We start from the raw sequence: 13,756 nt of genomic DNA, 5'->3' as shown, positions 1-13,756 counted from the left end.
AGCAGGGCGCGGCCCGCGTCCACGAACCCCGCCCCCGCGGCCACCGTGTCGGCGGCGTGCGCCTCCGGCCCGTCGCCGGGTCCGATGGCGGCGGCGATGCCGCCCTGGGCGTGGTTGCTGGACCCGCCCGGCAGGTCCGGCGTCTTGGTCAGCAGCGTGACGGCGCGCGGCGCCAGATGCAGGGCGGCGGTCAGCCCGGCAAGGCCGGAGCCGATGACGACCACCTCCGAATCGCGGACCGTGTAGGGGGTGACCATGGGAAGCCTCCGGGGAGGGATTTTGACGAGAACATCCCCTCTCCCGCCCCGGGAGAGGGAAGTCACTCAGCGCGGTTTGACGGCCAGCATCCGCTCCACGGAGCGGCGGGCGCGGTCGGCCACCTCCGGGGCGATGGTCACCCGCGGCTCCAGCGTGCGCAGGCTGTCCAGGATGTTCGCCAGCGTGATCTTCTTCATGTGCGGGCACAGGTTGCAGGGCCGCACGAACTCCGTCTCCGGCGAGGCGGCGGCCACGTTGTCGCTCATCGAGCATTCGGTGACCATCAGCACCCGCGGCGGGCGGCGGTCCGCCACGAAATCGACCATGCGCGCCGTGGAGCCCACGAAGTCCGCGGCCTCCAGCACGTCGGGCGGGCATTCCGGGTGGGCGATGACGACCAGATCGCCGAAGCGTCCGCGGAACTCGCGGATCTCGTCGCCGGTGAAGCGCTCGTGCACCTCGCAATGGCCCTTCCAGGCGATGATCTCGACGCTGGTCTGGGTGGCGACGTACTTCGCCAGATACTCGTCGGGCAGCATGATGACGCGCGGCACGCCCAGCGATTCCACCACCTCCACCGCGTTGCCGGAGGTGCAGCAGATGTCCACCTCCGCCTTCACGTCCGCCGAGGTGTTGACGTAGGCGACCACCGGCACGCCGGGATAGCGCTCGCGCAGCAGCCGCACGTCGGCGGCGGTGATCGATTCGGCCAGCGAGCAGCCCGCCCCCGTGTCGGGGATCAGCACCGTCTTCGCCGGGTTCAGCAGCTTCGCCGTCTCCGCCATGAAATGCACGCCGGCCAGGACGATCACGTCGGCGTCGGTTTCGGTCGCCTTCGCGGCCAGCGCCAGGCTGTCGCCCACGATGTCGGCCACGCCGTGGAAGATCTCCGGCGTCTGATAGTTGTGGGCGAGGATCACCGCGTTGCGCTCCCGCTTCAGGCGGTTGATCTCATGCACCAGCGGGGCGTGGAACGGCCATTCGACGGCGGGGATCACGCGCTTCACACGCTCGTAGATCGGCTGCGTCGCCGCGGCGATGTCGGACGTGTAGGCGAGGCCGGTGGTATCGCGCATGGCACATTCCTTTAATGCTCTCTGTGAGCAAAACCATAAATGCTCGACTGGAGCATATCAAGGGCAAAAGAGTGCGCCCAACCCATCGCCCCATCGATCCGTCGGCAGACCTCCCTACTTCGCTTCCTGGCTGGACAGGTCGGACGGGTTTTCGGAGCGGGTGGGCTCGTGCCCCATGTCGGGTTCGCTGGCCCATTGGTTCGGGCGCGGCACCGGGTTGCCCTGAAGATCCGGCGGGGCCCGGCGCAGATCGGCCAGAGCCTGCTGAAGCTCGGACCCCTGGGTGTCGCCGCTGGTCGATGCCTTGGGCGCACGCACGCCCTGTTGGTTGGGCGGCGGTTCCTGGCTTTGCTGCACCTGGACGTCGTTGGACAGCGACTCCTTGGTGGTTTCCTGGGCGATGACGTGGCCGGTCATCAGCAGCCCGGCCACGAGGCCGGAGGAAATGAGGGCGGCGAGCAAGGCGGCGGACTCCTTCTGGGCGAGGGGCGAAAGGCCGTCCCCCACCAACAGGCACGGGCACCAAGCCTCCCGTTTCCGTGTTGTCAGGGGTATGGACCCGACCGGCACCCCGACGCTTCCCCCGATCTTCCGCCCCTGGCCCGCCGAGGCGGACGGTCCCTTCGCCACCGCCTGCCGCTTCGCCGCGGAGGGGGCGGAGCCCGGCACGCTCGTCCACGCGGGCCGGCGCGACCGGCTGGACGTGGCGGTGGTGCTGGCCCCCGACCGCCCCGGCGCGGACGGCGGTCTTGCCGCCGTCACCCTGGTCGCCCTGGCCGACGCGCTGGAGGCGCTGGGGCCGCCGAACCAGACCATCCGGTTCGACGGCACGGGCCGCCTGATGCTGAACGGCGCGGCGGCGGGCGTGGTGACGGTCGTCCTGGGTCCGGACGAGGAGGACGGCATTCCGGCCTGGGCCGTGGCCGCCGCCGAGCTGGAGATTCTGGGCGACCCGGACGATCCCGCCCCCGGACGCCGCCCCGACCGCACGGCGCTGCGCGAGGAAGGCTTCGGCGACACCGACGCCGTGGCGGTGCTGGAGAGCTTCACCCGGCATTTCCTGACCTGGATCGACCGCTGGATGGAGGAGGGATTCGAGCCGGTGCGGCGGGTCTGGGAACGGCGGCTCGTCCCCGCGGAAAAGGAGGTGCGGTCATGACCGGACAGGCCGAACGGCGCGGCGTCGGCATCACGGTGGAGCGCCAGCGCATCGACAATCCATGGGTGGACGCCCGTTGGCGGGTGACCGGCGCCCTGCCCGCCCTGCCCGACCGCGCGCCCTGGACGGTCCTGGCGCGGGACGGCGGGTGCACCGCCTATTACGCGGGCGCCGCGGAGATCGTGCTGTATCCCGGCGAGGCCGGGAACTACGCGGAAAACCTCAAGGGCGGCCGTCCGACGCTCTACGTCATCCTGCGCCGTTGCGCGGAGGAGCCGGGGCTGCGGCTGCTGGCCGTCACCGTCGATCCCGGCGAGGTGGATGCCCATTCCGACGCGGGCGACGACCTGATCGAGGCGATTCCCCTGCCCGCCGATCTGGCCGAATGGATGCGCGGCTTCGTGGCCCGCCACCATACGGACCGCCCCTTCTACAAGCGCCGGCGCGACCGCGCCGACCCGGAGGCGCTGGCCCGCCGCGCCCCGGTCGCACGGCCTGGAAAGGACGCCAACCATGGATGACGACGGGTCCGAAGCCTTCCTGTCCCGCTGGTCCCGCCGCAAGCAGGAGGCGCGGGAGACTCAGGAGGAGCAGGCCGCCGCCCCTCCTCCGGAACCCTTCGATCCGGAGAGCCTGCCGCCGCTGGACAGCCTGGGCGCGGACAGCGACTACACCGGCTTCCTCGCCGGCAACGTCCCGCCGGAGCTGCGGCGGCTCGCCCTGCGCCGGGCCTGGGCCAGCGATCCGGTCATCGCGGGCTTCCGAGGCTTCGCCGAGTATGACTGGGACTGCAACGCCCCCGGCTATGGCGCGCTGCTGCCCACCGACCGCATCGCCGACCTGCTGGACCGCATCGGCGGGGAAGACAAGACCCCGGAGGACGCCGCGGTCGCCGAGGCCGACGAGGAGGACGATCCTTCCGCCCCGGAACCGCCCGCCGACGGTTCGGACGGGCCGGAGGATGAGCGGACGGTGTAGATGTTGGGGGCCGCTTGCCCCACCCCCACCGAACTGCGCAACCTTTGTGCACCCCCGCTGTTGTCCCGAATGAGCCGGACCATAACCGGCCACCGGAAAAGGCAAGCGGGGCAGGGGCATGGCGGCATCGGCCAGCATCGACGACGCGGATCGGCTGCGGGCGCAGGCGTACGGCCTGCTGGCCCATCTGCTGGCGCGCCCGCCGTCACGCGCCTTGCTGGGCACGGTCGGCGCGCTGGCCGGGGACGGCTCCCCCCTGGGCCGCGCCATCACCGCCCTGGCCGCACGCGCCCGCTCCCTCGCCGGGGACCCGGACGGCGAGCATCGCGCCGGGCGCGAATACCACGACCTGTTCATCGGGGTGACTCGGGGCGAACTGGTTCCCTTCGCCTCCTATTACCGCACCGGCTTCCTGATCGACCGCCCGCTGGCCCGCCTGCGCGAGGACATGCAGGAACTCGGCGTCGAGCGCGCCCCCGGCGTCAGCGAGCCGGAGGACCACATCGCCGCCATCGCCGACATCATGGGCGGGCTGGCCGCCGGCACCATCGGCACGGCGGACCTGCCGCACCAGAAGCGCTTCTTCGAGCGCCATCTGGCGCCCTGGGCGCCCCGCTTCTTCCGGGATCTGGAGGAGGCCGCGGCGGCGGATCTGTACCGGCCCGTGGGGACCGTCGGGCGGCTGTTCCTGGACATCGAGACGAACGCCTTCGCGATGATCGCGCACGCCCACGACGGCGCGGTCCGCGGGCAGGACAAGCGGGAGGGCATCATCCATGCACCGTGACGACACCCCGAAGACCGGCAGGACGGGACTGGAACGCCGCAGCCTGCTGAAGGGCCTCGGCCTGGGTGCGGCGGGCGCCGCCGCGGTGGCCGTTACCCTGCGCGCCACCCCGGCGGAGGTGGAGGAGTCGCAGCCCGAGCGGGTGAAGTCCCGCTACCGCGAAACCGAACACGTCAAGCGCTTCTACGCGCTGAACCGTCTCTGACCGCGACTTCGATCCAGAGGGCCGCCCCATGCTCGTCAAGCGCAACGCCGGAACCGCCGCCACCCGCGCCCCCCTCGCCCGCCGCCTGAACGGCCTCTCTGCCAACGGACTTTCGGTGGGCACCGCCGGGCTGGGCGAAGCCGTGGACCGCCGCGGCTTCCTGAAGACCTCCGGCCTCGCCGCCGGGGGCATGGCGGCGCTGGGCGCCCTGCCCGCCGCGATGATCCGCAAGGCCGAGGCCGGGCCGACCCTGCCCAACGTCGAGGTCGTCACCCGCAAGAACGTCTGCACCCACTGCTCCGTCGGCTGCACCGTGATCGCGGAGGTGCAGAACGGCGTGTGGACCGGGCAGGAGCCGGGCTGGGAGAGCCCGATCAGCCAGGGCGCCCACTGCGCCAAGGGCGCGTCGGTGCGCGAGCTGACCAAGGGCGAGCGGCGGGTGAAGTACCCGATGAAGCTGGTGGACGGCCAGTGGCAGCGCATCTCCTGGGACCAGGCCATCGAGGAGATCGGGAACAAGCTGCTGGAGATCCGCCAGCAGTCGGGGCCGGACGCCACCTTCTGGCTGGGCTCCGCCAAGTTCTCCAACGAGGGCGCTTATCTGTTCCGCAAGCTGGCGGCCTTCTGGGGAACCAACAACGTCGATCATCAGGCGCGCATCTGCCACAGCACCACGGTCGCCGGGGTGGCGAACACCTGGGGCTACGGCGCCATGACCAACAGCTACAACGACATCCAGAATTCCAAGGCGCTGCTGATCATCGGCGGCAACCCGGCGGAGGCCCACCCCGTCTCGCTGCCGCACATGCTGCGCGGGAAGGAGCGCAACCGCGCCCCCTTCATCGTCATCGACCCGCGCTTCACCCGCACCGCCGCCCACGCCACCGAATATGTGCGCATCCGCCCCGGCACCGACATCCCGGTCACCTGGGGCCTCCTGTGGCACATCTTCGAGAACGGCTGGGAGGACAAGGAGTACATCCGCCAGCGCGTCTACGGTATGGACGAGATCCGCGCCGAGGTGAAGAAGTGGGACCCCGCCACGGTGGAGCGGGTCAGCGGCGTGCCCGGCGAACAGCTCCGCCGCGTGGCGGAGGCGCTGGCGAAGAACCGCCCGTCCACCGTCATCTGGTGCATGGGCATCACCCAGAAGACCACCGGCACCGCCAACGTCCGCGCCCTGTCGATCCTTCAGCTCGCGCTCGGCAACATCGGGGTGGCCGGCGGCGGGGCGAACATCTACCGCGGCCACTGCAACGTGCAGGGCGCCACCGACTTCGGGCTCGACGTCTCCACCCTGCCCTCCTATTACGGCCTGGCGGAAGGGGCGTGGAAGCATTTCTGCCGCGTCTGGGACGTGGATTACGAGTGGATGAAGGGCCGCTTCGCCTCCAAGGCCCTGATGGAGGCCAAGGGCATCCCGACCACCCGCTGGTTCGACGGCGTCACCTACAAGCCGGAGGAGATCGAGCAGCCGTCGCCGCTGAAGGCGATGGTCGTCTTCGGCCACGGCGGCAACACCGTCACCCGCATGCCGGAGATGCTGAAGGGGCTGGAGGCCCTGTCCCTTCTCGTCATCGCCGACCCGCACCCGACCACCTTCGCCGCCTTCAAGAACCGGAGGAACGGCACCTACATCCTGCCCGCCTGCACCCAGTTCGAGACGGACGGCTCGCGCACCTGTTCCAACCGGTCGATGCAATGGGGCGAGAAGGTCGTGGAGCCGATCTTCGAGTCCAAGGACGACTACACCATCATCTATCTGCTGGCCCGCAAGTTCGGCTTCGCCGACGATATGTTCAAGCACATCACGGTGGAGCAGACCCGCCCGGTGCCCGAGGACATCCTGCGCGAGATCAACCGCGGCTGCCTGTCCACCGGCTACACCGGCCAGTCGCCGGAGCGGCTGAAGATGCACATGAAGCATCAGGCCGATTTCGACAAGATCACCATGCAGGCGACCAGCGGCCCGCTGAAGGGCGATTACTACGGCCTGCCCTGGCCCTGCTGGGGCCAGCCGGAGCTTCGCCACCCGGGCTGCGCGGTGCTCTACGACACCTCCAAGCATGTGATGGAGGGTGGCGGCGTCTTCCGCGCCCGCTTCGGGGTGGAGCGCAACGGCGTCAGCCTGCTCGCCGACGGCTCCTTCTCCAAAGGGTCGGAGATTGAGGACGGCTATCCCGAATTCACCATGGCCATGCTGAAGAAGCTGGGCTGGGACAAGGACCTGACGGCGCAGGAGATGCGCGTCATCCAGGCCATCGGCGGCGACAAGGTGGACGAGGTGAGCTGGCAGACCGACCTGTCCATGGGCATCATCCGCGTCGCGCTGAAGCACGGCTGTTCGCCGCACGGCAACGCCAAGGCCCGCGCCGTCGCCTGGAACCTGCCCGACCCGGTGCCGCTGCACCGCGAGCCGATCTATTCCCCGCGGCCCGAGCTGGTGAAGGAGTTCCCGGCCATCGAGGACCGCCGCGATTACCGCCTGCCGCAACTGGCCCGCTCGCTCCAGTTCAAGGTGGCGGACAGCGACGTGCGCCAGCGCTTCCCCTTCATCCTGACCTCCGGGCGGCTGGTCGAGTATGAGGGCGGCGGCGAGGAGACCCGCTCCAACCCCTGGCTGGCCGAATTGCAGCAGTCGATGTTCGTGGAGATCAACCCCAAGGACGCCGAGCGCCTGGGCATCCGCGACGGCGGCATGGTCTGGGTCTACGGGCCGGAGGACAACGCGAAGGCGCGGGTCCGCGCGCTGGTGACCGAGCGCATCGGCGCCGGCACGGTGTTCATGCCCTTCCACTTCTCCGGCTACTGGCAGGGCGACAGCCTGCGGGAGAACTACCCGCCGGGCACCGACCCCATCGTCCTGGGCGAGCCGGCCAACGGGGTGACGACCTACGGCTACGACCCCATGACCTTCATGCAGGAAACCAAGGTGACGCTCTGCCGCGTCGAACCGGCCTGATGCGCCCCAGGGAGGCCGAAAAACCGGAGGACCGAGACTTATGGCCCGCATGAAATTCCTGTGCGACGCGGAACGCTGCATCGAGTGCAACGCCTGCGTCACCGCCTGCAAGAACGAGCACGACATCCCCTGGGGCATCAACCGCCGCCGCGTCATCACGCTGAAGGACGGCGTGCCGGGCGAGCGGTCGATCTCCATGGCCTGCATGCATTGCAACGACCCGCCCTGCGCCGCGGTCTGCCCGGTGGATTGCTTCTACCAGACGGCGGACGGGGTGGTTCTGCATTCCAAGGATCTGTGCATCGGCTGCGGCTATTGCTTCTACGCCTGCCCCTTCGGCGCGCCGCAATACCCGCAGGCGACCAACTTCGGCGGGCGCGGCAAGATGGACAAATGCACCTTCTGCACCGGCGGTCCGGAAGCGGACAACACGATGGAGGAGTACCAGAAATACGGCACCAACCGGCTGGCCGAGGGCAAGCTGCCGCTCTGCGCGGAGATGTGTTCCACCCGCGCGCTGATGGCCGGTGACGGCGAGGTTCTGGCCGACATCTATAAGGAGCGGACGGTGCGCCGCGGCTATGGTTCCGGCGCCTGGGGCTGGTCCACCGCCTATGGCAGCGATGACCGGGGCGGCGCCTTCGGGCCGCGCGGCGGCGGTGCGGGGGCAAGCTGAGTGATGGGGTGGGGGCAAGGGTTCCCCCGTCACGAGCCTCCCCCCCGCGAGGCCCATTTCTCCGGGGATTCATTTCTCCGGGGGTTCATTTCTCCAGGGGCCCATTTCTCCAGGGAAGGAACGCGCCATGACGAAGCTCCTCCGCCTTCTGCCGGTCCTGTTCGTCCTGCTGCTGGCCGCCCCGGCGGTGCAGGCCCAGTTCGACCAGACGCCGGGGCCGAACGCGCCCACGTCGAAGGACGAGGTGCAGCTCTACCAGACCCCGGACAAGCTCACCGGGCGGGTCAGCATCCCCGACGGCAAACTCGGCGTCCTGGTCCAGCCGGAGGGGCGGGAGTGGCGCGAGTTCCGCATGGTCTGGCTGAAGATCATCGCCGGCGTGCTGTTCCTGGGGCCGATCGCGGCGCTGGCCGTCTTCTACCTGATCCGCGGCACCATCCGCATCCATGGCGGGCGGTCGGGACGCCCGGTGCTGCGCTTCGGCGGGATGGACCGCTTCGCCCATTGGACGACGGCGGTCAGCTTCCTGATCATGGCGGTGACGGGGCTGGTCGTGACCTTCGGGCGCACGCTGCTGATCCCGCTGATCGGCCACCCGAATTTCACGACACTGGCCGAGGCCAGCAAGTACATGCACAATTTCTTCAGCGTTCCCTTCGTCATCGGGCTTCTGATGATCTTCGTGCTGTGGGTGCGCGACAACATCCCGGAGAGGGCCGATCTCGTCTGGCTGAAGACCATGGGCGGCATCTTCGGCAAGTCCGGGGAGCATCCCGAGGCCGGGCGCTTCAACGCCGGTCAGAAGGGCGTGTTCTGGGCGGTGGTGTTCGGCGGGGGGGCGCTTGCGGTCAGCGGATTCCTGCTGATGATGCCCTTCGCCGTCACCGGGATCGGCGGCATGCAGATCCTGCATGTGGTCCACGGGGTGGTGGCGGCGCTGATGATCGCGCTGATCATCGGGCACATCTACATCGGCACCATCGGCATGGAAGGCGCTTTCGACGCCATGGGCAGCGGGGTGGTGGACGAGAACTGGGCCAAGGACCACCACCGCCGCTGGTACGAGGAGCAGCTCCGCACCGGGGGCGCCAACCAGGACGAGCGGTTGCGCCACCACGCGGCGGAGTGATCACTCCGCCGGTCGCCCCATGAAGTTGCGGTGCTGCACGGTGTTGTCCTCGCTCAGCCGGACCGAGGGGGCGGCGAAGGTCTGGTCGGCGGTGCGGCTCAGCGTGCCCTCCAGAAGGACGCTGGCCCCGATGGCGAGGACGACGGCGGCGGCCAGGGCTATTCCGAACGCTTTCATGACGCTTCCCTCCTGCTGTGGACCGGAGCGGGCGATGGAGCGGCCGGGGGGGCGGCGCCGATCCCGGAGATGCCCCGCGCGCCCTCCGCGACGGCGCCCTCGGCCTTGGCGATGCGGGTGTAGAGCGCCAGCGCCTGCGCCACCACCTGATCCATGTTGTAGTAACGATAGGTCGCCAGCCGCCCGACGAAATGGACGTTCGGCGTCGCATCGGCCAATTCCTGGTACTTGCGGTACAGCGCCGCGTTCTCCGCGCGGGGGATCGGGTAGTAGGGGTCGCCTTCCGCCGACGGGTACTCCCAGGTCAGGCTGGTCCGCGGGTTGCTCTGGCCGGTCAGGTGCTTGTATTCGGTGACACGGGTGTGCGGCACGTCCTCGCCGGGGTGGTTCACGACGGCGACGGGCTGGAACCATTCCCGGTCCACCGTCTCGTGCCGGAAGGTCAGGGAGCGGTAGGGCAGCTTGCCGAAGCGATGGCCGAAATACTCGTCCACCGGGCCGGTGAAGATCAGGTTGCGGTAGCGCACCTCGCGCGCCACGTCGCGGAAGTCGGCGTCCAGGCGAATGGTGATGTTCGGGTGGTCGAGCATGTTTTCGAACATCCGCGTGTAGCCGTGCAGCGGCATGTTCTGGAAGCTGTCGCCGAAATAGCGGTCGTCGTCGTTGGTCCGCGTCGGCACGCGGGCGGTGACCGCCTTGTCCAGCTCCGACGGGTCGAGGCCCCATTGCTTGCGGGTGTAGCCGCGGAAGAACTTTTCATACAGCTCCCGTCCGACCGCGCCAACCACCACGTCCTCCGACGTGCGGACATCGGCCACCGGCTCCGCCCGGCTCTTCAGGAAGGCGGCGACGCCCGCCTCGTCGAGGTCCAGCCCATACAGGCGGTTGACGGTGGTGCGGTTGATCGGGATGGGGACCAGTTGCCCGTCCACATGGGCCAGCACCCGGTGCACGTAGGGGCGCCACTTGGTGAAGCGCGACAGATAGTCCGCCACCGGCTGCGAATTGGTGTGGAAGATGTGCGGACCGTAGCGGTGGATCAGCAGGCCCGCGTCGTCGTGATGGTCGTAGGCGTTGCCGCCGATGTGCGGGCGCCGGTCGATCAGCAGCACCCGCTTGCCCAGCCCCGCCGCCAGCCGCTCCGCCAGCACGCTGCCGGCGAAGCCCGCCCCGACGATCAGGTAATCGAAGGCCGCCGGCCCGTCCGAACGCCCCACATAAGCCGGCCCCACATAAGCCGGAACCGCTCCGTCGAAATCGCGCATAAGGTCTGCCTTCCTCGTCCAGCCAAAAGCGGACGGACGGGGCAAACCTTCCGGCGTCCCGTCCGTCCGCATGGTCTGCGAACGGAGGAATCCGCCGGTGGGTTCCGGACGAAGACGGTGGGGAGGGCGATGCCGCTGCGGGGTACCTCCGGCGGTGTCAGCCCCCGAAGACGGTGTTCAACTGGGCGCCGACGCGGACGAAAGTGGTGCGCTTCGACACCTCCTTCAGCTTGGTGGCGCCGATGTAGGTCATCATGCTGCGCACGCCGCCCATGATCTCCTGCATCGTGCCGTCCACCGGGCCGCGGTAGGGGACCTCCACGGTCTTGCCCTCCGACGCGCGGTAGGAGGCGACGCCGCCCGCGTACTTGTGCATCGCCGTGTCGGACGACATGCCGTAGAAGGTCATCGCCACCGGGACCTTTTGCCCGCCGCGCTCCTCGTAGCGGATGTCGCCCTCGCACTCGTCGTGGCCGGCCAGCATGCCGCCGAGCATCACGAAGTCCGCACCCGCGCCATACGCCTTGGAGATGTCGCCCGGCACCGTGCAGCCGCCGTCGCCGCAGACCTGCCCCTTCAGCCCGTGGGCGGCGTCGGCGCATTCGATGATGGCGGAGAGCTGCGGATAGCCGACGCCGGTCATCTTCCGCGTGGTGCAGACCGACCCCGGCCCGATGCCGACCTTGATGATGTCGGCCCCGGCCAGCAGCAGGGCCTCGGCCATGTCGCCGGTCACCACGTTGCCGGCCATGATCACGATGTCCGGGTTCTCTTTCCGCATCCGGGCGATGAAGCGCACGAAGCGCTCCGTGTAGCCGTTGGCGACGTCCAGGCAGAGCTTGCCCACCGGGGCCTTGGCCTTCACCGCCTGGAACTTGTCGTAGTCGGCCTCGGTCGTGCCCAGCGAGTAGAAGACGTTGGCCGTGTCCTCGTCCCGGAAGAAGGAGATCAGGGATTCTGCCGGGTAGTGCTTGTGCAGCGCGGTCATCGCGCCGAAGCGCGACAGGGCGCGGGCGACGGCCATGGTGCCGACCACGTCCATGTTGGCCGCGATCAGTGGGAAGCCCGTCCATTCCAGCCCGCTGTGGACGAAGCGGAAGGTCCGCTCGATGTCCACGTCGTTGCGGCTTTCCAGGGTGCTGCGCTTCGGGCGGATCAGCACATCCTTGAAGTCCAGCTTCAGATCGTTCTCGATGATCACCGGCGGGTCGTCCTTGTCGTTGTGGAGCGGGCCGTTGCGCCTTTGCCGAAATCGCTCACCCCTCGCCCAACAACTCCAACAGCGACAGGGCCACAACCTCCGTCGCCTTGAACAGGTCGGACAGCGGCAGGCGCTCGTCGGCGCGGTGGGCGTTGGCCTCTTCGATGGTGTGGGGGCCGGCGCCGAACAGGGCGATGGGGACGCCCGCGTCGGAGTAGTGGCGCGCGTCGGTGTAGAGCGGAACGCCCTTGGTCTCCACCGGCTCGCCCATCACGCGGCTGGCGTGGGCGCAGAGGACGGCGGCCAGCCAGTCGGTGCCGGGCAGCGGGGTCAGCGGGCGGGCCAGCAGGATGCGGCGCACCGCCACGCGGGCCTGCGGGAAGGCGGTGGCCGCCTCGGCGATGACGGCGCGCAACCCGGCCTCCACCGTCTCCGGCGTCTCCTCCGGGATCATGCGGCGGTCGAGGCGCAGGGTCACGCGGTCGGGGACGACGTTGGTGTTGATGCCGCCCTTGATCAGCCCGACCGTCAATTGCGGCGAGCCGATGCCGCCCACCGCCGACACGGTGCCGGCGTAGCCCTTGCGGTGCCCGTAGAGCGCGCCCAGGATCGCCGTCGCCGCCTCCAGCGCGTCGATGCCGGTCATCGGCAGGGCGGCGTGGGCGGACTTGCCGGTGACCTCGACCTCCAGATGCAGACAGCCGTTGTGGGCGGTGACGACGCCGTAGCTGAAGCCCGCGGCGATGGCGAAGTCGGGCTTGGTCAGCCCCTCGTCCAGCAGCCATTTCGGCCCGATCTCGCCGCCCGCCTCCTCGTCGTAGGTCAGGTGCAGTTCCACCGTGCCGCGGTCCAGCCCGGCTTTCTCCAGGGCCAGCAGGGCATAGGTGTAGGTCACGAAGTCGGACTTCGACACGGCGACGCCGCGCCCGTACATCCAGCCGTCCACGACCTCAGCCCCGTAGGGGTCGCGGGTCCAGCCCTCGCCCGGCGGCACAACGTCGCCGTGGGCGTTCAGCGCCACGGTCGGCCCGTCGCCGAAGCGGCGGCGCACGATCAGGTTGGTGGCGGAGATCATGCCGTTGGCCCGCACCAGATCCGCCGGGACCGGGTGCCGCTCCACCGTCAGCCCCATGGCCTCCAGCAGCGCCGCGGCGCGCGCCGCGTGGGGGGCGCAGTCGCCGGCGGGGTTGTCGGAAGGCACCTTGACCAGTTCGGCCAGGAAGCGGACCTGATCGTCGCGGGTCTGCTCCAGGAAAGCGCGGACGGCCTGTTGGGCGGAGTCGGTCATGGCGTCGGGGTCTCGTGCTCGAAGTGGCGGATGATGTCCAGGAGGATCCGCACCGACCGGTCGGCGTCCTCCGCGGTGATGGATTCGGCGGGGTTGTGGCTGATGCCGCCCGCGCAGCGCACGAACAGCATGCCCATCGGCAGCACGCCGGCAAAGGCCATGGCGTCGTGCCCGGCGCCGCTGGGCAGGGACAGGGGACGGATGCCGGCGCGGGCCACGGCGGCCTCGATCTGCCGCCGGATAGCGGGGGAACAGGGGGCCGCCGCCGCGTCGTGGGTGGTTTCCACCGCCAGTTCCACGCGGCGGCGGGCGGCGATCGCCTCCATCTCCTTGCGGATGGCGGCGCAGGCGTCGCGGCGCACGGCGTCCTCCGGCGCGCGGACGTCCAGGGTGAAGGCCACCTCGCCGGGGATGACGTTCACGGCACCGGGCTTCGCCTCGATGCGGCCCACCGTCGCCACCAGCCCGGCGTCGGAGGCCGCGGCCAGCCGTTCCGCCGCCAGCGTCATCTCGGCGGGAAGGTGGAGGCGGTTTACGTCCCGCTCGACAACACGGTCGTCTCGGCGCTGGAGAGCGTGGTGGCGGTGGGCCAGCA

16 protein-coding genes are annotated in these 13,756 nt (G+C 69.7%); 8 read left to right on the top strand and 8 right to left on the bottom strand.

The window, feature by feature from the left end; all coding sequences use genetic code 11:
* The 3 genes from QSG27_RS23100 to QSG27_RS23090 form a co-directional block, all read right to left on the bottom strand.
* A partial coding sequence (locus QSG27_RS23100; RefSeq protein ID WP_306710284.1) for an FAD-dependent oxidoreductase occupies positions 1–257 on the bottom strand: 257 nt, incomplete at its 3' end.
* Between the two features lie 66 nt (positions 258–323).
* Positions 324–1,334, bottom strand: a complete 1,011-nt coding sequence (gene nadA, locus QSG27_RS23095) for a quinolinate synthase NadA (RefSeq protein WP_306710282.1) — start codon at positions 1,332–1,334, stop codon at positions 324–326.
* A gap of 114 nt (positions 1,335–1,448) precedes the next feature.
* Positions 1,449–1,796 (bottom strand): hypothetical protein, encoded by a 348-nt coding sequence (locus QSG27_RS23090; protein ID WP_306710280.1) that lies wholly within the window; start codon positions 1,794–1,796, stop codon positions 1,449–1,451.
* 91 nt (positions 1,797–1,887) lie between these two features.
* Here QSG27_RS23090 and QSG27_RS23085 point away from each other — a divergent pair, with 91 nt between their 5' ends.
* The 8 genes from QSG27_RS23085 to QSG27_RS23050 all read left to right on the top strand — a co-directional run bounded on the left by QSG27_RS23085 (position 1,888) and on the right by QSG27_RS23050 (position 9,230).
* Positions 1,888–2,493, top strand: a complete 606-nt coding sequence (locus QSG27_RS23085; protein ID WP_306710279.1) for a biotin/lipoate--protein ligase family protein — start codon at positions 1,888–1,890, stop codon at positions 2,491–2,493.
* Entirely contained in the window at positions 2,490–3,014 is a 525-nt protein-coding gene (locus QSG27_RS23080) for a DUF3305 domain-containing protein (RefSeq protein WP_306710278.1), read from the top strand. Before QSG27_RS23085 ends, QSG27_RS23080 begins: the two co-directional genes overlap by 4 nt.
* Positions 3,007–3,471: a DUF3306 domain-containing protein gene (locus QSG27_RS23075; RefSeq protein WP_306710277.1), complete on the top strand. Its 465-nt coding sequence runs from the start codon at positions 3,007–3,009 to the stop codon at positions 3,469–3,471. Before QSG27_RS23080 ends, QSG27_RS23075 begins: the two co-directional genes overlap by 8 nt.
* Before the next feature lie 118 nt (positions 3,472–3,589).
* Positions 3,590–4,258 (top strand): TorD/DmsD family molecular chaperone, encoded by a 669-nt coding sequence (locus QSG27_RS23070; protein ID WP_306710275.1) that lies wholly within the window; start codon positions 3,590–3,592, stop codon positions 4,256–4,258.
* Complete coding sequence (locus QSG27_RS23065; protein ID WP_306710273.1) at positions 4,248–4,463, top strand: twin-arginine translocation signal domain-containing protein; 216 nt, start codon at positions 4,248–4,250, stop codon at positions 4,461–4,463. Before QSG27_RS23070 ends, QSG27_RS23065 begins: the two co-directional genes overlap by 11 nt.
* 28 nt (positions 4,464–4,491) lie before the next feature.
* A complete protein-coding gene (locus tag QSG27_RS23060; protein WP_306710271.1) occupies positions 4,492–7,425 on the top strand; it encodes a formate dehydrogenase subunit alpha in 2,934 nt (977 codons plus the stop codon).
* Between the two features lie 40 nt (positions 7,426–7,465).
* Complete coding sequence (gene fdh3B / locus QSG27_RS23055) at positions 7,466–8,101, top strand: formate dehydrogenase FDH3 subunit beta (RefSeq protein WP_306710269.1); 636 nt, start codon at positions 7,466–7,468, stop codon at positions 8,099–8,101.
* Positions 8,102–8,228: 127 nt separating this feature from the next.
* Complete coding sequence (locus QSG27_RS23050) at positions 8,229–9,230, top strand: formate dehydrogenase subunit gamma (protein WP_306710268.1); 1,002 nt, start codon at positions 8,229–8,231, stop codon at positions 9,228–9,230.
* Here QSG27_RS23050 and QSG27_RS23045 read toward each other — a convergent pair whose 3' ends face one another.
* The 5 genes from QSG27_RS23045 to QSG27_RS23025 all read right to left on the bottom strand — a co-directional run.
* Positions 9,231–9,407 (bottom strand): hypothetical protein, encoded by a 177-nt coding sequence (locus QSG27_RS23045; protein WP_306710266.1) that lies wholly within the window; start codon positions 9,405–9,407, stop codon positions 9,231–9,233.
* Positions 9,404–10,672 carry a UDP-galactopyranose mutase gene (gene glf, locus QSG27_RS23040; protein ID WP_306710264.1) on the bottom strand — a complete coding sequence of 423 codons (1,269 nt, stop codon included), beginning with the start codon at positions 10,670–10,672 and terminating at the stop codon, positions 9,404–9,406. Before glf ends, QSG27_RS23045 begins: the two co-directional genes overlap by 4 nt.
* A 157-nt stretch (positions 10,673–10,829) precedes the next feature.
* Positions 10,830–11,873 carry a GMP reductase gene (locus QSG27_RS23035; protein ID WP_306710262.1) on the bottom strand — a complete coding sequence of 348 codons (1,044 nt, stop codon included), beginning with the start codon at positions 11,871–11,873 and terminating at the stop codon, positions 10,830–10,832.
* Between the two features lie 55 nt (positions 11,874–11,928).
* The gene (locus QSG27_RS23030; RefSeq protein WP_306710260.1) at positions 11,929–13,161 is read right to left on the bottom strand and encodes a M20/M25/M40 family metallo-hydrolase; all 1,233 of its coding nucleotides are present in this window, start codon (positions 13,159–13,161) and stop codon (positions 11,929–11,931) included.
* Positions 13,158–13,756 (bottom strand): M20/M25/M40 family metallo-hydrolase (locus QSG27_RS23025; RefSeq protein WP_306710258.1); only part of this gene is annotated, 599 nt, incomplete at its 5' end. The genes QSG27_RS23030 and QSG27_RS23025, both read right to left, overlap by 4 nt.

The organism is Azospirillum isscasi (assembly GCF_030849505.1).
GTDB lineage: Bacteria > Pseudomonadota > Alphaproteobacteria > Azospirillales > Azospirillaceae > Azospirillum > Azospirillum isscasi.
The sequence above is the reverse complement of the archived record's forward strand: the minus strand, read 5'-3'. Positions and strand labels throughout refer to the sequence as shown.